Source organism: Mesorhizobium sp. WSM4833 (assembly GCF_055811095.1).
This window is the reverse complement of the sequence record NZ_JBVVQG010000001.1, coordinates 20,559-41,840: the sequence shown is the minus strand read 5'-3', so window position 1 is coordinate 41,840 and position 21,282 is coordinate 20,559. Positions and strand designations below refer to the sequence as shown.

Here is a 21,282-nt window from a genome sequence, read left to right as displayed (position 1 = left end):
GAACCAAGGACTGGAGCGGGTATGATTCGTCTCATTGGCTATTTTTTCGGCATCGGCACGACGCTGGCCCTTCTGGTCGCGGCGGGCGTTGCGATCTACATCGGCCATTTGTCGAAGGATCTGCCCGACTACGAGGTGCTGGCCAAATACGAGCCGCCGGTGACCACCCGCATCCATGCGTCCGACGGCGCGCTGATGGCCGAATATGCGCGCGAACGGCGCCTGTATCTGCCGATCCAGGCCATTCCGGACCGCGTCAAGGCGGCCTTCCTGTCGGCGGAAGACAAGAATTTCTACAATCACCCGGGCATCGATGTGACCGGCCTCGGCCGCGCCATCATCGTCAACCTGCAGAATTTCGGCTCGGGCCGGCGCCAGGTCGGCGCTTCGACGATCACCCAGCAGGTGGCGAAGAACTTCCTGTTGTCCTCGGACCAGACCTACGAGCGCAAGATCAAGGAGATGATCCTCGCCTTCCGCATCGAGCAGGCCTATCCCAAGGATCGCATTCTCGAGCTCTACCTCAACGAAATCTTCTTCGGCTTCGGCGCCTATGGCGTCGCCGGTGCGGCGCTGACCTATTTCGACAAGTCGGTCAACGAACTGTCCGTGGCCGAGGCCGCCTACCTGGCCTCCCTGCCCAAGGGGCCGAACAACTATCACCCTTTCAAGCATGCCGATCGCGCGATCGAGCGCCGCAACTGGGTCATCGATCAGATGGTCGAGAACGGCTATGTCACGCGTGAGGAAGGCAACAAGGCCAAGGCCGAGCCGCTGGGCGTGACGCCGCGGCGCAGCGGCACCTATCTGTTCGCCGGCGAGTACTTCACCGAAGAGGTGCGCCGCCAGATCATCGCCCGCTACGGCGAGAATGCGCTCTACGAAGGCGGCCTCTCCGTCCGCACCACGCTCGATCCGAAGATCCAGCTCATTGCCCGCAAATCGATGCAGAACGGGTTGATGAAATACGACACGCTGCGCGGCTATCGCGGGCCGGTGACATCGATCGATGTCTCGGGCGACTGGGGCGTGCCGCTTGGCGCCGTCAAGGGACTGGAGGATGTTCCCGAATGGTCGCTCGCCGTCGTGCTCGACAGTTCGGCGACCGGCCTGTCGATCGGCCTGCAGCCCGCACGGCAGGCGTCGGGCGAGATCGTCAAGGAGCGCGTCGAAGGCACTATCAGCAAGGAGGACATGGGTTTTGCCATGCGCCATGTGGTCGCCGGCAAGACCGTCAAGGCCAAGTCGCCGGCGGAGGTGCTGAAGCCGGGCGACGTCATCTTCGTGCAGAAAAACGATGGTGCCGAGGGCACCTACAGCCTGCGCCAGGTGCCCGAAGTGGAAGGCGGCCTGATCGCCATGGACCCGCACACCGGCCGCGTGCTGGCCATGGTCGGCGGCTTCTCCTATGCGCAGTCCGAATTCAACCGCGCCACGCAAGCCATGCGCCAGCCGGGCTCCTCGTTCAAGCCGATCGTCTATTCGGCAGCGCTCGACAATGGCTATACGCCGGCCTCGGTGATCATGGACGGGCCGATCACGATCCAGAGCGGCAACACGAGCTGGACGCCGAAGAACTATGACGGCACCGTCGCCGGTCCGGCGACCCTGCGCTCCGGCATCGAGAAGTCGCGCAACCTGATGACGGTGCGGCTTGCCAATGACATGGGGATGAAGCTGGTGGTCGAATATGCCGAGCGCTTCGGTGTCTACGACCATCTGGCACCCTATCTGCCAATGGCGCTGGGTTCCGGCGAAACCACCGTGATGCGCATGGTGTCGGCCTATTCGATCATGGCCAATGGCGGCAAGTCGATCAAACCGTCGCTCATCGACCGCATCCAGGACCGCTACGGCAAGACGGTGTTCAAGCAGGACGAACGTGGCTGCCAGGGTTGCAATGCGCAGGAATGGCAGAACCAGCCGGAGCCGGAGCTGGTCGACAATTCCGAGCAGGTGCTCGACCCGATGACCGCCTACCAGATCACCTCGATGATGGAAGGCGTCGTGCAGCGCGGCACCGGCGCCACCATCGGCGAACTCGGCCGTCACATCGCCGGCAAGACCGGAACCACCAACGACGAAAAGGACGCCTGGTTCATCGGTTACACGCCCAACCTCGTCGTCGGCCTCTACATGGGCTATGACACGCCGCGCGGCCTCGGCCATGGCGCCACCGGTGGCGGCCTCGCAGCCCCGATCTTCAAGGACTTCATGCGAGTGGCGCTGGACGGCACGCCCAATGTCGACTTCAAGGTGCCCGAAGGCATGAACCTGGTCGCCATCAATCGCAAGACCGGCATGCGTGCCGCATCGGGCGATCCCGGCACCATCATCGAAGCCTTCAAGCCGGGCACCGGTCCCGCCGACAGCTATTGGGTGATCGGCATGGGCGCCGATGGCTCCAATGCCACCGGTGGCGCACTGTCGCCGCAAGCCAATCAGGCTATCCAGTCCGGCGGCGGCGGCCTCTACTGACGATTTTCAGGGGCGGATGGGCTGGCCTTGGGCCGGCCCATTTTGCTTTACAGCCGGCGGCGGCGTGCCTATGTATCGCGCCGACCGATTTCAGCAAACAGGACAGAACAGCCAGCCATGCGCGCGGAAACGCAGAATATTGTCGACGAGATCAGGCAGGCGATAACCCTGCTGAGGAGGCATCTTTGACTGGGATCAAGCCATAAAGCGGCTTGAATACCTCAATGTGCGCGCCGAGGACGCCAGCCTCTGGAACGAGCCGCTGGAAGCGCAGAAGCTGATGCGCGAACGCCAGAGCCTCGAAGAAGGCATCGCCTCGGTGAAAGGTCTGACGCAGGCGCTGGAAGACAATATCGGCCTGATCGAACTCGGCGAGGAAGAGCGCGATGAGGGCGTGATCGCCGAGGCGGAAGCCGCGATCCGCTCGATGCAAGGCGAAGCGAAGGCCCGCCAGGTCGAGACGCTGCTGTCGGGTGAAGCAGACTCCAACGACACCTATCTCGAAATCCATGCCGGTGCCGGCGGCACCGAAAGCCAGGACTGGGCCTCGATGCTGCTGCGCATGTACACGCGCTGGGCCGAGCGGCGCCGTTTCAAAGTCGAAGTGCTGGAAATGCATGACGGCGAAGAGGCCGGCATCAAGTCCGCCACGTTGATGATCAAAGGCCACAACGCCTATGGCTGGATGAAGACGGAATCGGGCGTTCATCGCCTGGTGCGTATTTCGCCCTATGACAGCAATGCGCGCCGGCATACGTCCTTCGCCAGCGTCTGGGTCTATCCGGTCATCGACGACACGATCGAGATCGACGTCTCCGAATCCGACGTCCGCATCGATACTTATCGTTCGTCCGGCTCGGGCGGCCAGCACGTCAACACCACCGATTCGGCGGTGCGCATCACGCATCTGGCCACTGGCATCGCGGTCGCCTGCCAGGCCGAACGTTCGCAGCACAAGAACAAGGCCAAGGCCTGGGAGATGCTGCGCTCGCGCCTTTACGAGGAAGAGCTGAAGAAGCGCGAGGCGGTTGCAAACGCCACCGAAGCATCGAAGAGCGATATCGGCTGGGGCCACCAGATCCGCTCCTATGTGCTGCAGCCCTATCAGTTGGTGAAGGATCTCCGCACCGGCGTCGAGAGCACCAGCCCGTCGAGCGTGCTCGATGGCGACCTCGACGATTTCATGGAAGCCTCGTTGTCGCAGCGCATCGAAGGCGGTGCCGGCGAAGCCGTGGCGGACCTGGACTAGGATATGCCCATATTCAGGTGAGGCTGGCCTGGCCTCATCTGAACATACCCCTGCGCACCACAGCAATGGAGGAGAGAGTGCCGAGCAAGCTCACCGGAAAATGCTTTTGCGGCGCGGTTCACTACGAGGTGGCCGACGAATTCCTCTATGCCGCGAATTGCCATTGTTCGGACTGCCGGCGCACCACCGGTTCGGCATTCAAGCCTTTCGCCGGTATCGAGCGTGAAAAGTTTGTCCTCACCGAAGGCGAGGACAAACTCCTGATCTTCGGCGACCAAAGCGGCCACAACGCGCATTGCTGCCAGTGCGGCTCCTTGCTTTATTCGCTCGTGCGCGACGGCGCCTACGTCGATGTCGCCATGGGAACGCTCGTCGACGACCCATCCATTCGTCCAACCGAGCACATCTTCGTCGGTTCGAAGGCGGGCTGGTTCACCATCACCGATGACCTGCCGCAGTATCAAGAGCACGTGATTGCCGGCTTCGACCAGCAATAGCTGGAACCACAGCGGGCCAATCCCGTTTATTCGACGCCCGTTTGCCGGGAATTGACCTTGGCCTCATCTCGTCGGCGGTAGCGGATGCCTGACGTCTGTAGAACGATGTCGGGAATGCATGTTCTTGCGCCGACCAAGGAATCAGCCCAGCATCCAAGGGCTGGGAGAGAAAAAGCATTTATGGCCGGACGCGGCATATCTGCGACCCGACGATCCGGCCACTGGGAAGATACGTTCCGGGAACGGGCAAGCGAAACGCTTGATGCTCGTTTGAAAGGAACGTTTCCATGTCTGCTGCCACACTCAGATCGGCCAATGCCGTTCAACCGGCTGGCCGACTTTTGTTTTCCCTGTTCGCGATCGGCGCGATGGCAATGCTGACGGCACCTGCCTTCGCGCATGACGCCACGCCCACGGCGGCAAAGCCACAAGGCTGGAGTTATCCGTTCGCATGCTGCGCCAACTATGATTGTCGCACGACCCATACGGGCGAAGTGCTGGAGAAACCCGAGGGCTATGTCATCGCCGGAACGGGTGAGGTCGTTCCAATGACCGACAAGCGTGTCAAGGACAGCCCGGACGGCGAGTTCCATTGGTGCGCGCACCAGGGGGGGCTCGACGCCGGCAGGACAATCTGCCTGTTCGTGCCGCCGCGCTCTTATTGACGATAGGAACGCATTCCGAAGTCCGCCTGAGCGCGTGTGACGGGACGGGCTTGCTGAGACCAGCCTGTCGCGGTAGCGCCGGGTGATGCTTGCTGACAGACAGTTGTCAGGAGCACCTCTTTATGCTGCCTTTGCCGCACAGGGTGGCGGCGACAGGAGGAGTTCGTTGATGACCATCAAGGCAAGCTGTCATTGCAAGGCGACGACGTTCGAGGTTTCGCAAGCACCGCAGACGGTGACGCAATGCACCTGTTCTTTCTGCTCGAAACGCGGCTCGCTCTGGGCCTATTACGTGCCTTCGCAATTCAAGCTCACCAGCCCGATGGAGAACGTCTCTTTCTATCGTTGGGGGTCGAAGACCGTAAAGCACGGTTTTTGCGCCACCTGCGGCTGCGGCACCTTTACCGAAACGCCGGACTGGTCGACAGGCGAGCCGGATTTCGACAATCCCAAGATCAGCGTCAACTCGCGGCTGTTCGATGATTTCGATCTCGAAAAGGTCGAAGTGGTTGTCATAGACGGCAAGAACCTCTGGTAGCTTATCCAAACAATTCCGGCACGGCGATGCGGCGCCACCACCGGGTATTGGTCTCTCGGGAAAAGCCGTGAACGGCGCTTTTGCCGTTCCGCTTTTCGCCGCAATTCATGGTACAAGTCGCGGGAAGGGCTGATTTGGCGCCACCGCAAGGCGTGACTTGGAGAGGGACCATCCTATGAAAAAGACTGTGCTCGTCGTCGTGGCGACGGCTGTGCTCGTGAGCGCCTGCACCACCACCGATCCGTATACAGGCGACCAGAAGATTTCCAACACGGCAGCCGGTGCCGGCCTTGGCGCCCTGGCGGGTGCCAGCCTTGGCCTGCTTGCCGGTGGCAACGACCGCCGCAACGCACTGATCGGCGCCGGCATCGGCGCGCTGGCCGGCGGCGCCATCGGCGCCACGATGGACCAGAACGAGGCCGAACTGCGCCGGCAGCTCGAGGGCACCGGTGTCAGCGTCACCCGCAGCGGCGACCAGATCATCCTCAACATGCCGTCCGATATCACTTTCAACTCGGATCAGGATGCGGTGAAGCCCGGCTTCTATCAGGTCCTGAACTCCGTCGCGCTGGTGCTGAAGAAGTTCAAGCAGACCACGGTCGACGTGTTCGGCCACACCGATTCGACCGGTGGCGACCAGCACAATTTCGATTTGTCGCAGCGTCGTGCTTTGGCGGTGGCGAACTATCTGTCCGGTCAGGGCGTGGATCAGCGGCGCTTCGCCGTCACAGGCTTCGGCAAGACACGTCCGGTCGCATCCAATGCCACAGCCGAAGGTCGGGCCCAGAACCGCCGCGTCGAGATCCAGCTGTCGCCGCTCACCTGATCCGTCCGGCAAGCGGATGCGAAACGGCCCTCATGCGGGGCCGTTTTTGTTTGAGCTGACATCGGCGCTCTGGATGGGTACGGTATAGATTTAGTTATTGCTAAAATATAGCTTTCCGGCGGCCATGGAAAGGAATAGCATCATGGCAGTCCAGCGGGGATGAGGCGGTGTAACCGGCCGCGCAATCAGCATTTTTCCGCCTCGGTCTTGCACGGCCAGATCAGAAATCTGGGAGGAATGCATGACAAGAACAGCCAGCCTTGGGCGCTGTGGCGTCCTCGTTTTAACAGGTTTGGTAGGCGCGTGGCTGAACGTTGCTTCGGCTCGGGCCGAGGACGCCAACAAGGCCGACATCGAAGCCTTGAAAAAGTCGCTCGCCAAATATGAGGATTACACCGCTGCCGTCCGCGACCTCTATCTGTCGACGGTCGGCTGCGTCTACTACAGCGGAGAAAAGATAGCGGGCGCGATGGATTACCCGAAGGGCGCCATGGGTATTCACTTCGTCAATGTCCCGAGTGTCGGCCAGAAGCTCGACCCGATGCACCCCAACGTGCTGATCTATGAACCGACCAAGAAGGGTTTGCGGCTGGTGGGCGCGGAATGGCTGGTGCCTCTGACGCCGGACATAAAGGAGCCTCCGAAGCTGTTTGGCCAAACCTTCATGGGGCCGATGGAGGGGCACTACCCTCTCATCCCGAAGGAGTTCGTCCACTATGACCTTCATGCCTGGCTCGGAGACAATCCGAACGGCATGTTCAGTCCGACGAACCCGAACGTGAAATGCTCGAAGGCCGAGTTTCCGATGCTGGAAAAACCGACCAAGATGATGCCTGGGCCGATGTAACGGGCGAACCAGGCTGGAGCTCTACCGAGAAGGCAAGCCGGATGGCTGGCTTGCCTTCGAAGCGGTCGGGATCAGACCTTGGCGACGATCCGCATGAAGGCCGGCATGTCATCGCCGAAGCCAACGGTGGAATCGTTGTCTTCCTGGTGACGTTGGCGGGCAGGGCGGCTGTTGTCTCGCTGCGGCCGGGTATCGCCGCGTTCCGGTGCGCGCTGTTCGTTGCGATCGGACGATTTGCGCTCGGTGTTTTCCGAACGGATCGCTTCCTTGCGCGAGCGCCGTTCGCCGACGTCGGCGGCTGCCGCTGCGACCTCGGCCACCGGCTGGTCCTCGCGGACTGTTTCCGGTGCCGTGTCTTCGCTGCGCTTAGCGTGGCGTTCGCGCGGTCTGCGCTCGCCGCCCTTTTCCCTGCTGCGGTCGTCGTCCTTGCGGCCGGCGCGGCGCGGTGCGCCCTTGCCACGGCGCGGAGCATCGTCCTCGCCGCCTTCGCTGGCAACCACCGTCGACAAGTCGCCGTCATGCCATTCGATCTTGTTGCCGATCAGCCGCTCGATGGCGTCGATGTATTTGGTGTCCGACTTGGTCGCGATGGTGAAGGATTTTCCGGAGCGTCCGGCGCGGCCGGTACGGCCGATACGGTGGACATAATCCTCGGCATGGATCGGCACGTCATAGTTGAAGACATGGCTGACGTCGGGGATGTCCAAGCCGCGCGCGGCGACGTCGGAAGCGACGAGGTAGCGCAGCTTGCCGTCGCGGAAATTGGCCAGCATCTGCATGCGCGCGCGCTGGTCCATGTCGCCATGCAGCGCACCGGCGTCGAAATCATACTTCAGCAGCGAGCGGAACAGTTCCGACACTTCGATCTTGCGGTTGCAGAAGATGATGGCGTTCTTCAGTTCGGCATCTTCGGCCTTGATCAGGTTGCGCAGCGTCTCGCGCTTGTCCCACGGCTTGGAGCCTGATTTGACCAGCCGCTGGGTGATGTTGGTGGCGGCGGACGCGGCCTTCGAGACCTCGACGCGCACCGGCGCATGCAGGAATTTCTCGGTCAGCTTGGTGATTTCCGGCGGCATCGTCGCCGAGAAGAACAGCGTCTGCCTGGTGAACGGGATCATCTCGCAGATGCGCTCGATGTCGGGAATGAAGCCCATGTCGAGCATGCGGTCGGCTTCGTCGATGACGAGGATCTCGACGCCATTGAGCAACAGCTTGCCGCGCTCGCGGTGATCGAGCAGGCGGCCGGGCGTCGCGATCAGCACGTCGACGCCGCGCTCCAGCTTCTTGTTCTGTTCGTCGAATGAGACACCGCCGATCAGGAGCGCGATGTTGAGCTTGTGGTTCTTGCCATATCGGATGAAATTCTCTTCGACCTGCGCGGCGAGTTCGCGCGTCGGCTCCAGGATCAGCGTGCGCGGCATACGGGCGCGGGCCCGGCCGTTTTCGAGGCGGGTCAGCATCGGCAGCACGAAGGAAGCCGTCTTGCCAGTGCCGGTCTGGGCGATGCCCAAAATATCCTTGCCGAGCAAGGCGTGCGGGATCGCACCAGCCTGGATCGGCGTCGGCTGGGTGTAGCCGGCGTCGGTGACTGCGGAAAGGACCTTCGGCGACAGGCCGAGGTCTGCGAAGGTCAACGCTTCTTGAGCGGTCGTGGTGTCTGAGGACAAGTGTTGTTGTCTTTGGCTGGTTCGGGGAAGCGCAACGGCGTCTAATGGCGTCGCGGCAAGCGCCACGCGCCTGCAAGATCGGTATTGCAATTAGGAGCAAGCCCTCGATTTGTCAACAGAAACGGGCAGCAATGGCACGATTGTGAAGTTGTAACCTTAATCGGGATGCTTAATCGACCTGTCGGTCGCAGAGCCGGCTCAATAGCGGAACTGTTCGGCGAGAATACGCTCGTTCCAGGAATGATTGGGATCGAACAGCAACGTTGCTGTCGCCGTGGGTGATTCTCGCACCGTCACCGAGGTCACCGCCTTGACCTCGGTATGGTCGGCGGCGGCGTTCACCGGCCGCTTTTCCGGCTCGCGGATGTCGAAGCGCACCGTCGCTTTGTTGGAGAGCAGCGCGCCGCGCCAGCGGCGCGGGCGAAACGGGCTGACCGGGGTCAGCGCCAGCAGCGGCGCGTCGAGCGGCAGGATCGGCCCGTGCGCCGAAAGATTATAGGCGGTGGACCCGGCCGGGGTTGCGATCATGACGCCGTCGCAGTTCAGTTCCTCAAGCCGGACCTGTTCGTCGACGGTGATGCGGATCTTGGCCGTCTGGTACGATTGACGCCACAGCGCCACCTCGTTGATAGCCAGTGCCGAAATCGTTTCGCCTTCCGAGGTCACGGCCAGCATCTCCAGCGGGCGGATGGTTTCGGCGACGGCGGCTTCGAGACGCTCGGTCAGGCCACCGGAACGATACTCGTTCATCAGGAAGCCGATGGTGCCACGGTTCATGCCGTAGACCTTCTTGCCGGTCCCCATCGTGTCGCGCAGGGTCTGCAGCAGGAAGCCGTCACCCCCAAGGGCAACGACGATCTCGGCCTCCTCGACGGAAGACTGGCCATAGCGCGCCGACAGGCTTTCCAGCGCCGTCTTGGCGTCAGCGGTGTCGGACGAGACGAAGGCGATGTGGCTGGCGGCTTTGCTCATGGCTCCCCGATGACGACCGGTTGGCAGCGGCAGGGCCGCGCCAATTTCGGGGTAGCATGGGCGGGGTAGGTCTGCAAACGGAGCCGCCATCCCGGATGGCAATGCCATTCCGGGATGGCGAGGCGACCGCGGGACGGCGGATGCGGACATGCGTTCGCGTATCATGTCAAAGGCTACGCGAATGTGATGGTTAAGACCGGCCTTAAAGTCTCGTAAAGCCGGATCGGTCATGTTAGCCGGCAGTGGATGGGTGGCGTGGGGGCTAGCCAGTCGAGGCCGACATATTGCCGGTAACACGCCTGATCATTGTCTTTCTGATGCTGGGAAGCTTCGCGCTGCTCTTTGCCGAACTGGTGCGCCAGTCCGAAGAGACGAGCTTCCGACCGCAGCCCACGGCGTCGCGCTGTGGTGACGCAGCCGGAGCGCCATGCCCGCAAAGGGCGGTGTAGCGCTGTAACCTGATCATCCTTTCGGATGACCGGCGACATTGGCGGCCGCTTCGGTGCGCGACATCGCGCGGCAGTTTCTCTCCTTAAAAGCAGAGGCCGGTCGGCTGCCGCACGTTCCACTCGTGAAAGCTTGCTGTTTGCACTCGCGGCGCTTGGCGGTGTAGATGGGTGCACCGATTGGCGGAAAGGTTTTTGGGTAGCCTCGTATCCGCCGTTGTTGGGAAACAAGCCCTGCGGCTCGTTGACTGGCCGGGTGTCTGGAGCAGGGGGTTCCATGTCGCGCAGCGTGTTGATTTCTGGTGGCTGCGGCTTCCTCGGCTCACATCTGGTCGACCGTCTGTTGCGGCGAAGCGATCTGGAAAAGCTGATCGTCGTCGACAATCTTTGGACCGGGACGCGAGACAACGTCGCACATATCGCCGATCCGCGTTTCGATCTGCAGATTGCCGATGCCGAAAGCTTTTCATCCCTTCAACGCTTCGATGAGATCATCCATCTCGCGTCGCCGGCTTCGCCGCTTTGGTACATGCGCGAGCCGGTACGCACGATCAAGGCCAACATCGGCGGCGCGCTCAATCTTCTGACGCTGCTCAAGCCCGGCGGCCGTTTCTGCTTCGCCTCGACCTCGGAAGTCTATGGCGACCCCCTGGTTTCACCCCAACCCGAAAGTTACAGGGGATCAGTGGACTGCACCGGTCCCAGGGCCTCTTATGATGAAAGCAAACGCTGCACCGAGGCATTGCTGTTCGAACAGCAGCGGGTTGTCGGGCTCGACATTCGCGTCGTCAGGATTTTCAACACATATGGGCGCGAACCCGCATCGACGACGGACGCGCCGTTTCGAACTTTGCCATCCAGGCTCTGACAACCGGGGTGCTGACGGTCTATGGCGACGGGTCCCAATCGCGCAGTTGGGGTTATGTCGACGACATCGTCGAGGGGCTGGAACGTTACTTCTGGCGCGACGGCATCTCGCATCGCGGCCCTCTGAACATCGGCAACGATCACGAGGTTTCCGTCCTGCGCATCGCGGAATTCGTCAGGTCGCTTGTCCCCGGCAGCCGCATCGAGCACCACCCTCCGGCTCCCCAGGATCCGACAAATCGGCGTCCGGACCTGACGTCGGCGAGGCATGTCCTTCCTGGCTGGGAAGCCAGGACGGGCTATCAGGAAGGCATCGGGCGCACCTTCGATTGGTTCCGTCAGCGAATTGCGGCCGGAACCGTTGCGGCCCCAACGGCCTGACGCGCCCGGCGTCGCGGCCAAAGCTCTTTCCTGGCTGCCCACTTGGTCACCACCGCATCGGGCGCACCCATCGGCGACCCCTGGCCCTATCCGCATAAAGATATTGACTGCATGTTTAGTCATAGTTACTCCTGAGGTCGCGAATTGAGTTGGACAGCCGGCGCCAGCCGGTGAATGGCCACCATGAAGAGGGGAATATCTCGACTGCGATGCGGCTTGCCGTTGCCGGTGCGCCGCATGCCGCAAATGCGATGTCGACGGCCGTTCTCGTGCCGTCGATCGGCATTGTCGCGGCCATCTTTTCGTCAGCAGGAAACGGACCTGAGGCCGTAACGCCGCCGGTCCCAACAATGGGAGCATACAGCATGAACTGGAAACTGACCGCGACGGCCATCGGCCTGTCGCTGCTGACTGTCACGGGCGTTGCCCATGCCGACGGCGAACTCAACATCTACAATTGGGGCAACTACACCAGTCCCGACCTGATCAAGAAGTTCGAGGAGACCTACAAGGTCAAGGTCACCGTCACCGACTATGATTCCAACGATACCGCCCTGGCCAAGGTCCGGCAGGGCGCCTCCGGCTATGACATCGTCGTGCCCTCGGCGAGCGTCGTGCCGGTCTGGATCAGCGAAGGTCTGCTCTTGGAGACCGATCCCAACAAGATGGAGAACTTCAAGAACGTCGATCCCAGGTGGGTCGATGTTCCATTCGATCCAGGCCGTAAATATACCGTTCCATGGCAGTGGGGAACGACCGGCATTTCGGTGAACAAGTCGGTTTATGCGGGCGACCCCAACACATCGGCGATCTTCCTCGACCCACCCCCCGAACTCGTCGGCAAGATCAATGTCGTACCCGAAATGGGTGACATCATGTTCCTCGCCATCGCTTACGAGGGTGGCAAATATTGCAGCAGCGACATGCAAATGCTGAAGAAAGTGCATGACAAGCTGGTGGAGGCCAAGGCGAAATGGCTTTCGCTCGACTATGCGGCCGTCGATGGCCTGGGCAGGGGCGACATCGCCGCGGGCGTCAACTGGAACGGCATATCGCTGCGCGAGCGGCTTGAGAACGACAAGATCGTCTATGGCTATCCCAAGGAAGGCTATCCGATCTGGATGGACAATGTCGCTGTCCTCAAGGACGCCAAAAACGTCGACAACGCCAAGCTGTTCCAGAATTTCATCATGGATCCGCAGAATGCGGCGCTGATCTCAGCCTTTGCGCGTTATTCGAACGGCATCAAGGGCTCGGAAGCCTTCATGCCCGACGACATGAAGACCGCGCCGGAAGTCAACATTCCCGCCGATTTCGCCGCCAAGGGCCAGTTCATGCAGGCATGCCCGCCCGACGTGCAGGCGCTCTACACGAAGATCTGGACCGATCTGCAGAAATGACCTGACCAGGCTTTCCCGCGCCGCAGCACGCGGCGCGGTCATCTCCGTCCACGCAACGCGATGCGCAGATCGCAGGAGACTTCCCATGACCGATCTCGACCTTTGCTACATGCCGGCCAGCGAGGCGCTGCGGCTGTTCAAGGCAAAGAAGCTTTCGCCCGTCGAACTGATGCAGGCCACCATCCGCCGCGCCGAAGCCACCAAGCCGACGATCAACTGCCTCACCTTCACGCATTTCGACGAGGCGATGGATCTGGCCAGGAAAGCCGAGGCGAAATACGCCAGGGGGGCCCGTACCGGGGCGCTCGAGGGACTGCCGATCGGCATCAAGGACGAGAGCTACATCAAGGACAAGCCGACCTCGCACGGCTCGCTGCTGTCCCGGGATGCCATCGGTGGCCATACGTCGACGATGAACGAGCGCATCATCAAGGCCGGAGGCATTGTCCATGCCCGCACGGCGACGCCTGAATTCAGCTGCGCCGGCTACACCTGGTCGAAACGCTGGGGCGTGACGCGCAATCCGTGGAACCCGGAATTCACGCCCGGCGGTTCGTCCGGCGGTGCCGCGGCGACGCTGGCGTCCGGCACGTCGTCGATCGCCACCGGCTCGGACATTGCCGGGTCGATCCGAATTCCCGCGTCGGCCTGCGGTCTTGTCGGCTTCAAGCCGCCTTACGGGCGCAATCCGGACGAGCCGCCGTTCAACCTCGATTTCTACTGCCACACCGGACCTTTGGCGCGAAACGTCGGGGATGCGATCCTGCTGCAGAACGTGATGGCCGGACCGAGCCCGCTCGACATCGCCACGCTCCGCCCCAAACTGCGCCTGCCCAGCGACTACAAGCCGATCAAGGGCTGGAAGATTGCTTTCTCGATGGACCTCGGTTCTTTCGAAGTGGACCCCGATGTGCGCAAGAACACGCTTGCCGCCTGCGATGTGTTTCGCTCGCTTGGCGCCACGGTCGAGGAAGTCGATCTGGGCTGGGGCGACGACGTGCTCAAGGCGGGCATGGCCTATCTCGAACATCTGTTCGGCGCCTCACTGTCGCAACTGCTCAAGGAGCACGGCAAGGACATGACGAGCTATGCCAGGCAGTTCGCCGAGGACGGGCAAAGGTCGAAGGCGACGGACTTTGTCGGAACACTGGAAGTGGCGGCCAGGATGTACCAGACGCTGGGGCCGCTGCTGGAGACCTACGATGTGCTGATCTGCCCGACCAACGCGCTTCCCGCCGTGCCGGCGGAGTTCGATCAGACAACGGGCACGGTCGAGATCAACGGCAAGCAGGTGAACCCGTCGCTTGGCTGGGTGATGACGACGCCGTTCAACATGATGAGCCGCTGTCCGGTTCTATCCGTGCCGTCGGGCCGGGCGGCAAGCGGCGTGCCGACAGGCATCCAGATCGTCGGCCGCACCTATTGCGATGCCGATGTCTTCCGGGCGGCCATGGCCTATGAGACGGCCAAGGGGCAGTGGTACACAAACGCCGAAACGCGCCCGTCGCTATAACAGGGCGATGCGGCCCTTGCCGCGATCGTGATTGATCTGCGGTTTCGGTTGTGGTGAGCCGACGCCGGACACCTCGAATAGACGGATCCGTGGCGGCGCCGGCGATCGCCGGCAGAAGATCCGAAAGGAGCTGGACGAAGATGGCGCAACAAAAAGCTGCGGCGGCAAAACGCAAAGGCGCAACGGCGAAGAATGGACGTGCCGCAAACGATGCCGCGCCGCCCAAGGACCGTCGGCGCGAACGCGGCGAAGCCAGCGTGCAGCGGATCATCGACGCCACCATCGAGCTCATCGCAGAGGAAGGGCTGGCAAGCGTCACCATGCAGCGCATCGCCGAACATGTCGGCTCGTCCAATGCCCTGGTCGTCTTCCATTTCCGCAGCAAGGAGAACCTGTTTCGCGCCGTCCTGCAGTATCTCAGCGATCGATACGACGAGCTGTGGGTGACGCTGGTGCGAGCGCCCGGCCTGTCGCCGGTTGAGCGGGCCCTGGGCGCGGTCGATTGCGCGCAACGTTTCGCCCGCCAGCACCCGAAATGGGTTTCGGTCTTTGTCGTGTTCTCCAGCGACCGCAAGAGCATGCAGATCTACAATGAGATCGGCCTGCCGAGCGATCTTGCCTACACCGCCGAAGCGCGCGAGCTGCTGATCGAGATTTCGCGCAGCGGCGGTTATACCGGCGTCGACATCAATACGCTGTCGGAGAGCCTGAATTATCTGGTTCATGGCGCCTGGTACTGGGATCATCTCAATCCATCCAGCCGCGACACCAACGTGCTGCGCAAGACCATGCTGCTCCTGCTGCATCAAGCGTTTCCGCGGCATTTCGAATTGATGCGCTGACCGCTTTCAGGGCTGCCGCAGATGGCAGCCGGCTCGCCGCTTTTGTTCCAGATACTCGTCGACGAGCTGGCGGTAGCGCACTTTGCCGAAACTCGGGAAATGGCCGCCATGCACGACCGAGACATCGAGGTCGCGCAGGCGCAGCAGTGTCGCCATGTAGTCTGATATGTCCGAGTGGTAGACGTCGTCGATCAGCGGGCCGTCATAGATGATGTCGCCTGATAACAGGATGCCCGTCCTGTTTTCATAGAGCGCGATGCCGCCGGGCGAATGGCCGGGCGTGTGGATCACCTCGAAGGCACGATCGCCGAGATCGACGACGTCCCCATGCTCGAGCAAACGGCCTGCCGGTGCGGGCGGAATACGGTAGCGCGCCGTGTTCCAGCCTTGCGGCTGGCAATCGAACATTTCGTCGGTCGCATAGGTGCCGGCTGCCGTCCACTCGTTACGCGGATCGGCGAGGATCCCGGCCTCGGCGGCGTGCACGCAGCGCTCGGGAAATTCGTGGTGACAGCCTATATGGTCGAAATGCGTGTGGCTGGCGACGCAAATCAGCTTGCGCTCGCTGACCAACGGCACGTGACGCCTGAGGCTGAAATGGCCAAGCCCGGTGTCGAAGAGGAGATCGCGATCGCGGCCGCGCACATGCCACATGTTGCAGCGGAAGAATGGTTTTATCCATGGCTCGTGGATCAAGGTTACGCCATCGCTCATGCGGATGGTCTCGTACCAGTCGGGAGCGTCGATGACCGCAAGCGTTGCCATGTTCAATCCGTCAGCAGGATGATCTGATCGGTATCGCAGGAAATCGCGACCCTGTCGCCCGGCTGGACGGTCGCCGTCGCGGGCAATTTGGCGATGATGTGGAGCGAAGGGTCCTCGACGGAAACGGCGAGCACGCGCTTGAAGCTGCCCTGGAAAACCACGTCGCTCACCTCGGCCGTGCCGAGCCTGACACCGCCGCGCGCCTCGCCGAAGACAAGATGCTCCGGGCGTATGGCCAGCGCAACGGCAAAGCCGACCGGCAAGGCGCCGGGCAGCGAGACCGGCCCGACCGGCGTCGCGACGGTGCTTGTCCTGTCGCTGGCCTCCGTGACCGTGCCGGCGAGGATCGTGCTTTCGCCCATGAAGGTCGCCGAAAAACGCGTCGCCGGCCGTGCGTAGACGCGCTCTGGCGGACCTTCGTCCTCGATGCGCCCGTCATTCATCACCACGCAATGGTCGGCCAGCGCCATCGCCTCTTCCTGGTCGTGCGTGACATGGATAAAGGCGGTGCCGACGCGCTTCTGGATCGCCTTCAATTCATCCTGCATCTGCCGGCGAAGTTTGAGGTCGAGGGCGCCGAGCGGCTCGTCGAGCAAAAGCACCGCCGGCTCGATCACCAGCGCGCGCGCCAGCGCCACGCGCTGCCGTTGGCCGCCGGAGAGCTGATGCGGCTTCTTGTCGAAGGCAGAGGCGAGACCGACCAGCGCCAGCGCCTCGCGCGCCTTTGCGGCGCGTGTCGCGCCGTCGACGCCCTGCATGCGCAGGCCGAAGCCGACATTGCTGCCGACGCTCATATGCGGAAACAGCGCATAGTCCTGGAACACCGTCGTCGTTGGGCGCTTGGCCGGCGGCACCGACGTGCAATCCTCGCCACGGATGAACACCTTGCCTTCGCTGGGCGTGACGAAGCCGCCCAGAATGGACAAGAGCGTCGTCTTGCCGGAGCCGGACGGCCCGAGCAGGATCGTGTAGCTGCCGGGCTCGATCTGCAGCGAGACATCCTTCAGCACGGTGTGCTGGCCGAAGCGATGCGAGACACTGCTGATGTCGACGAGGGGCGCGCTCATGCGGGCTTTCTCCGAAGCAATGTCAGTTCAAAAAACACCACCAGCACGATGGAGACGGCGAAGACCAGCGAGCCGACGGCATTGGTCTTGGGGTTGAGGCCGGAACGCAGCAGGTTCCAGATCTCGACCGGCAGCGTGGTGTCGAAGCGGGTGAGCAGGAAGGAGATCACGAATTCGTCCCAGGAGAAGGTCATCGACAGGAAGAAGCCGGCGAAGATGGCCGGCGCCATGACCGGCACGGTGATCAACAGCAGCACCTTCCATTCCGGCGCGCCGAGGTCGCGCGCGGCGCGCTCGATGTTGATCTGGTGGTCGCCCATCTGGCTGTAGATGATGGCAAAGCACAGCGGCAGATTGATCACGACATGGCCGATGCCGGCGGCAAGCAAGGATTTCGGTACGCCGGCCCAGTTGAACAGCACCAGCAGCCCCATGCCGATGATGAGATAGCTGACCGTCAGCGGCAGGGTGATCAGCCCGCGCAGCAGGCCGGAGCCGGGCAGGACGAAGCGGGCAAAACCCCAGGCGGAAAGGAAGCCGAGCGTCACGGCGGCGAGCGACGAGATGGACGCGACCAGCAGCGAATTGACCAACGCCGAAGTCAGCCGTGGGTCCGAGAGCACTGCGTCGTACCAGCGCAGCGATGGGCCGGTGAAGGGCGGGATCGGGAACGACGTCGCCTGCAGCGAAAACAGCACCAGCACGATCACGGGCAGGAAGATGAAGCCGTAGACGGCAAGCGCGTAGAGCCAGGAGGCGATGCGGACAATCCTGCGCATCTCAGGCCCGCTCGATCTTCAGCCAGCGGGCGCAGGCGAGATAGGCGATGGTGACCACCGCCATCAGGATGATCGACAGCGCCGAGGCCAGCGGAAAGTCGCCGCGCCGGCCGATCTGCATCATCACCAGCTGCGGCATCAGCAGCTCGTTGTTGCCGCCCAGGATCTGCGGCGTGATGTAGTCGCCGATGCACAGCACGAAAGTGAGGAAGGCGCCGACCATGATGCCGGGCAAGGTCAGCGGCAGCACGACATGCAGGAAGGTTCGCACCGGCCCGGCGCCGAGATCGGCGGCCGCCTTGCGGTAGCTCGGGCTGAGCTGTTTGAGATTGGCGAAGATCGTCAGCGTCAACAACATGACGAAGAAGTGCACGAAGCCGGTGATGGTGGCGAAACGCGTGTTGGCGAGATGCACAGGCTCGCTGATGAGGCCGGAGCCGGTCAGCGCCCGGTTTACGACGCCGTTCTGCGCCAGCACCAGCAGCCAGGAATAGGAGCGCACGACATAGGAGGTCCAGAACGGCAGCACCGCCAGCATCAGCGCCAGCCGCTGCCAGCGCTCCGGCACCTGTTCGGCGAGGATCCAGGCGAAGGGATAGGCGAGCAGCACCGAGACCACGGTGACGATCGCGGTCACCTCAAGCGAGTTCACCATCGCCTGCCAGTAGGAAGGGTTGGTGAAGAATTGGCTGTAGTTGGACAGCGTGAAGCCGCCGCCCTCATGCGCCGTCAGGCTGGAAAACCCCATGGCAATGAACGGCAGCACGAAGAACAGCAGCGTCCAGCCGAGCGCCGGCGTGACCAGCGCCCAGGGCAGAGCAGAGCTCGCCCGGGGCAGAGCAGAGCTCGCCCGGGGCAGGGTACGGCCCGCCCGGGGCAAGGGGTTGTTTCCAGCCGAGCTCATGAGCGCTATCGGCTCATTTCGCCTGCAGCATTTCGGTCCACATGTCCTGCATCTTCTTGTCGAGATCGGCGTTCGGCGCCGGATAGGCCTGGGCACGCGTCAGGAAGCCCGGCTGTTCGTCGAAGCGCAGCACCTTCTTCTGGTCGTCGGTCAGTGCTGCCTTGGTGTTGGCCGGCATGCCCCAGTAGCAGGAGGAGGTGGCAAGCCGCGCCTGGCCCTCCGGGCTCATAATGTACTGGATGAACTTCAGCGCCATGTCCTTGTTCTTGGAATCCTTGAACATGGCCAGCGACTGCGACCACAGAACCGCCCCCTCCTTCGGGATGGAGAAGTCCAGCGCCGGGTTTTCCTTGGCCAGGCCCGCCGTCACCCATTCGCCGCCGCCGACCAGTATGTCGACCTCGCCCGTCGCCAGCGCCGTCTGGCTGGCGGTCACTTCGCCGACCAGCTTGGCATTGGCTTTCATCTTCAAGAGCTCGTCCTTGAGGGCGGGCAGGTCGGCTTCGGTGAGATCGGCCGTCTTCTTGCCGATCGCCAGTGCGGCCATGCCGATGACCGGCAGGTAGTAGTCGTAGATGGCGACCTTGCCCTTGTACTTGTCGCCGGTCAGGGCCGCCATCGACTGCATGTCGGCCGGGTCGACCTTGGTCTTGTTGTAGCCGATCGTGTTGTAGCCGAACTTTTCGGTGATGCCGTAGCGCTTGCCGCCGACCATGGTGGAGCCGTCCATCTTCACCTGCGCAAACAGGTCGGCCAGCGGCAGCTTGTCTTCCGGCAGCGGCTCGAACAGGCCTTTTTCGACGCCGCGCGGCACGTCGATCGAATCGATCACCATCACGTCCCAGTCGCCCGGCTGCGACTGTTCGACGATGGCGAGACCTGCGCCGGTGCCCTCGAACTCCTTGACGTTGACCTTGACGCCATTGGCCTCCTCGAAGGGCTGCAGCAGTGCTGGATCGGCATGATCGCACCAGATCAGCGCGTTGAGGTCGGCGGCCTGGACAGCGCTGCCGGCTGCGAGCAACAGCGCCGCGGCCGCGCACGCAGCATGCAGATGGCTCTTCAACATGGAAAGCGAATTCATGGTCTTGGAATGTGCGGACATCGAGTGTTCTCCCTTGCCTTTGTGGCTTCTTGCAAAAAATTGAACCAATTCTAAAATTGAGTCAATTCTGTTTTTGTGGCAAGAGGCTGGAATGAGCGGATTGCGGGCAAGGCAAAAGGCGGACCGGCACAGGCGCATCATCGAGGCGGCGGCGGAACTGTTTCGCGAGGCCGGCTATGAAGGCGCCAAGATCGAGGCGATCGCCGCGCAGGCTGAGGTCTCGGTCGGCACCATCTACAACTACTATGAGAACAAGGGCGACATCCTCGGCGCCATCGTCTCGCTGGAGGTCAACGAGGTGCTGAATGCCGGGCAGGGCGTCGTCGCCAGGCCGCCGGCCAATGTCGGCGATGCGCTGGATACGCTGATCGGCATCTACATCGAGCACTCGCTGCACTATCTCAGCAAGGAGATGTGGCGGCAGGCGATGGCGATCTCGACGCAACTGCCCGACAGCCCGTTCGGCCAGGCCTACACCGCGCTCGACCGCGCGCTGACCGAACAGATCCGCGCCCTGATCGCCCGCCTGCAGGCGCTCGGCCTGGTGCGCCAGGACATCGACGGGGCGGCGCTCGGCGAACTGATCTTCAACAACATGAACATGATGTTCATCGAGTTCGTGAAACGCGACGCGGCGAGGATACCGGAGCTGCGCGCAGCGATACGGAGGCAGAACCGGATTTTGGTGGCGGCGATCGGGGTGTGAGGGAGTCAGGAGCAGACAGGAGAAAATCGTCGGTTCGGCATATTGTCATTTCACACCAGCGCTCGCCTCTTGAGTTGAATTTAAAACCTGGTACAACTTAAGGGGGCATAAAAAGGGGAGGCGTAAATGGCGACGTTTTCCATCTGGCATTGGGCGATCATGCTGCTGTTGATCGGCGTGCCTGTTTTCTTTGCCGTTCGATCAGCCGCGAAGCCTTCGCAGAATCCCGAGGCTCTTGTGGGCTTCGGCGGCTGGCTGATGCTGCTGGCGATCGGTCAGACCTTGTCGCCGCTGCGTACAATCGCCGACTTCGCCAATTCGGCCGACGGCTACCAGCAACTCATGACCCTCTCAGATGGACCCTTGGTGGTGTATGGCGAGGTTGCTCTCAATCTGGCATTTCTGGCGCTTCAGCTGGTTGTGCTCGTTTCGATGCTGCGGCGAAGCCACCGCTTTCCGCAATTGTTCCTGCTCCAGTGGCTCGCCATCCCTGTCGTTTTCGTGCTGGACACGATCTGGGTTGCGTCAGTTCTGGGCGTTCCGGTGAGCCTGGTGCTCGCAGGCGATGCGCTGGTGGCCCCCATAGTCTCGTTTGTGCTGACAGGGCTCTGGGTCGCCTACGTCTACAAGTCTGTCAGGGTGCGGAACACGTTCACCCGGGTTGGGGCATCGGCCCAGGTTGCGAGCGCGTCATAGGAGACAGCACAACTTGGGGCGCGCGGCGATCCGCGGGCAGAACCGAATTCTTGTGGCGGCGATTGGGGTGTG

The 21,282-nt window shown here is 62.3% G+C and carries 20 protein-coding genes and 1 pseudogene; 13 read left to right on the top strand and 8 right to left on the bottom strand.

The window, feature by feature from the left end:
• Positions 1–21: 21 nt before the first annotated feature.
• From AC0L2D_RS00215 to AC0L2D_RS00185, 7 genes are all read left to right on the top strand, one after another.
• Entirely contained in the window at positions 22–2,478 is a 2,457-nt protein-coding gene (locus tag AC0L2D_RS00215; RefSeq protein ID WP_013531366.1) for a penicillin-binding protein 1A, read from the top strand.
• Positions 2,479–2,595: 117 nt separating this feature from the next.
• Positions 2,596–3,727 (top strand): peptide chain release factor 2 gene (gene prfB / locus AC0L2D_RS00210; protein ID WP_013531367.1). Its coding sequence is split into 2 segments (ribosomal slippage): positions 2,596–2,661 and positions 2,663–3,727, totalling 1,131 coding nucleotides; the frame shifts between segments, so codons are not numbered across the junction.
• A 77-nt stretch (positions 3,728–3,804) separates the two neighbouring features.
• Positions 3,805–4,224 (top strand): GFA family protein, encoded by a 420-nt coding sequence (locus AC0L2D_RS00205; protein WP_473540081.1) that lies wholly within the window; start codon positions 3,805–3,807, stop codon positions 4,222–4,224.
• Positions 4,225–4,511: 287 nt separating this feature from the next.
• Positions 4,512–4,889, top strand: a complete 378-nt coding sequence (locus AC0L2D_RS00200; protein ID WP_013531369.1) for a hypothetical protein — start codon at positions 4,512–4,514, stop codon at positions 4,887–4,889.
• Between the two features lie 169 nt (positions 4,890–5,058).
• Positions 5,059–5,427: a GFA family protein gene (locus AC0L2D_RS00195; protein WP_013531370.1), complete on the top strand. Its 369-nt coding sequence runs from the start codon at positions 5,059–5,061 to the stop codon at positions 5,425–5,427.
• 175 nt (positions 5,428–5,602) lie between these two features.
• Positions 5,603–6,253 (top strand): YiaD family glycine zipper/OmpA-like lipoprotein, encoded by a 651-nt coding sequence (locus tag AC0L2D_RS00190; protein ID WP_013531371.1) that lies wholly within the window; start codon positions 5,603–5,605, stop codon positions 6,251–6,253.
• Between the two features lie 241 nt (positions 6,254–6,494).
• Positions 6,495–7,100 (top strand): hypothetical protein, encoded by a 606-nt coding sequence (locus AC0L2D_RS00185; RefSeq protein WP_013531372.1) that lies wholly within the window; start codon positions 6,495–6,497, stop codon positions 7,098–7,100.
• Between the two features lie 71 nt (positions 7,101–7,171).
• Here the strand turns inward: AC0L2D_RS00185 and AC0L2D_RS00180 are convergent, their stop codons facing one another.
• Together AC0L2D_RS00180 and AC0L2D_RS00175 are read right to left on the bottom strand one after the other, a co-directional pair.
• Positions 7,172–8,767 carry a DEAD/DEAH box helicase gene (locus tag AC0L2D_RS00180; protein ID WP_473540080.1) on the bottom strand — a complete coding sequence of 532 codons (1,596 nt, stop codon included), beginning with the start codon at positions 8,765–8,767 and terminating at the stop codon, positions 7,172–7,174.
• Between the two features lie 198 nt (positions 8,768–8,965).
• Positions 8,966–9,739 (bottom strand): NAD kinase, encoded by a 774-nt coding sequence (locus AC0L2D_RS00175; RefSeq protein ID WP_013531374.1) that lies wholly within the window; start codon positions 9,737–9,739, stop codon positions 8,966–8,968.
• Between the two features lie 723 nt (positions 9,740–10,462).
• On the opposite strand from AC0L2D_RS00175, the pseudogene AC0L2D_RS00170 reads away from it, so the two are divergent.
• A pseudogene (locus AC0L2D_RS00170) lies at positions 10,463–11,433 on the top strand (NAD-dependent epimerase/dehydratase family protein).
• 115 nt (positions 11,434–11,548) lie between these two features.
• Here the strand turns inward: AC0L2D_RS00170 and AC0L2D_RS00165 are convergent.
• Complete coding sequence (locus AC0L2D_RS00165; protein ID WP_127370232.1) at positions 11,549–11,827, bottom strand: hypothetical protein; 279 nt, start codon at positions 11,825–11,827, stop codon at positions 11,549–11,551.
• Between AC0L2D_RS00165 and AC0L2D_RS00160 the strand changes: the two genes are divergently transcribed.
• From AC0L2D_RS00160 to AC0L2D_RS00150, 3 genes are all read left to right on the top strand, one after another.
• Positions 11,799–12,833: an extracellular solute-binding protein gene (locus AC0L2D_RS00160; RefSeq protein ID WP_013531376.1), complete on the top strand. Its 1,035-nt coding sequence runs from the start codon at positions 11,799–11,801 to the stop codon at positions 12,831–12,833. The genes AC0L2D_RS00165 and AC0L2D_RS00160 overlap by 29 nt on opposite strands.
• Positions 12,834–12,918: 85 nt before the next feature.
• Entirely contained in the window at positions 12,919–14,346 is a 1,428-nt protein-coding gene (locus tag AC0L2D_RS00155) for an amidase (protein ID WP_473540079.1), read from the top strand.
• Positions 14,347–14,486: 140 nt separating this feature from the next.
• Entirely contained in the window at positions 14,487–15,188 is a 702-nt protein-coding gene (locus AC0L2D_RS00150; protein WP_224675723.1) for a TetR/AcrR family transcriptional regulator, read from the top strand.
• 6 nt (positions 15,189–15,194) lie between these two features.
• Here the strand turns inward: AC0L2D_RS00150 and AC0L2D_RS00145 are convergent, their stop codons facing one another.
• From AC0L2D_RS00145 to AC0L2D_RS00125, 5 genes are read right to left on the bottom strand one after another with little or no spacing between them, the layout of a single operon-like run.
• The gene (locus AC0L2D_RS00145; RefSeq protein ID WP_063172293.1) at positions 15,195–15,953 is read right to left on the bottom strand and encodes an MBL fold metallo-hydrolase; all 759 of its coding nucleotides are present in this window, start codon (positions 15,951–15,953) and stop codon (positions 15,195–15,197) included.
• 2 nt (positions 15,954–15,955) lie between these two features.
• Positions 15,956–17,020 carry an ABC transporter ATP-binding protein gene (locus AC0L2D_RS00140; protein ID WP_473540078.1) on the bottom strand — a complete coding sequence of 355 codons (1,065 nt, stop codon included), beginning with the start codon at positions 17,018–17,020 and terminating at the stop codon, positions 15,956–15,958.
• Positions 17,017–17,799, bottom strand: a complete 783-nt coding sequence (locus AC0L2D_RS00135) for an ABC transporter permease (RefSeq protein WP_013531381.1) — start codon at positions 17,797–17,799, stop codon at positions 17,017–17,019. Before AC0L2D_RS00135 ends, AC0L2D_RS00140 begins: the two co-directional genes overlap by 4 nt.
• A 1-nt stretch (position 17,800) precedes the next feature.
• On the bottom strand, positions 17,801–18,703 hold the full coding sequence (locus tag AC0L2D_RS00130) for an ABC transporter permease (protein WP_337121976.1): 903 nt from the start codon (positions 18,701–18,703) through the stop codon (positions 17,801–17,803).
• Between the two features lie 13 nt (positions 18,704–18,716).
• Positions 18,717–19,808, bottom strand: coding sequence for a polyamine ABC transporter substrate-binding protein (locus AC0L2D_RS00125; RefSeq protein ID WP_063172290.1), 1,092 nt, complete (start codon positions 19,806–19,808; stop codon positions 18,717–18,719).
• Positions 19,809–19,899: 91 nt separating this feature from the next.
• Between AC0L2D_RS00125 and AC0L2D_RS00120 the strand changes: the two genes are divergently transcribed.
• Together AC0L2D_RS00120 and AC0L2D_RS00115 are read left to right on the top strand one after the other, a co-directional pair.
• Positions 19,900–20,514: a TetR/AcrR family transcriptional regulator gene (locus AC0L2D_RS00120; protein WP_063172289.1), complete on the top strand. Its 615-nt coding sequence runs from the start codon at positions 19,900–19,902 to the stop codon at positions 20,512–20,514.
• A gap of 126 nt (positions 20,515–20,640) precedes the next feature.
• A complete protein-coding gene (locus AC0L2D_RS00115; protein ID WP_473540077.1) occupies positions 20,641–21,210 on the top strand; it encodes a DUF2569 family protein in 570 nt (189 codons plus the stop codon).
• Positions 21,211–21,282 lie beyond the last annotated feature (72 nt).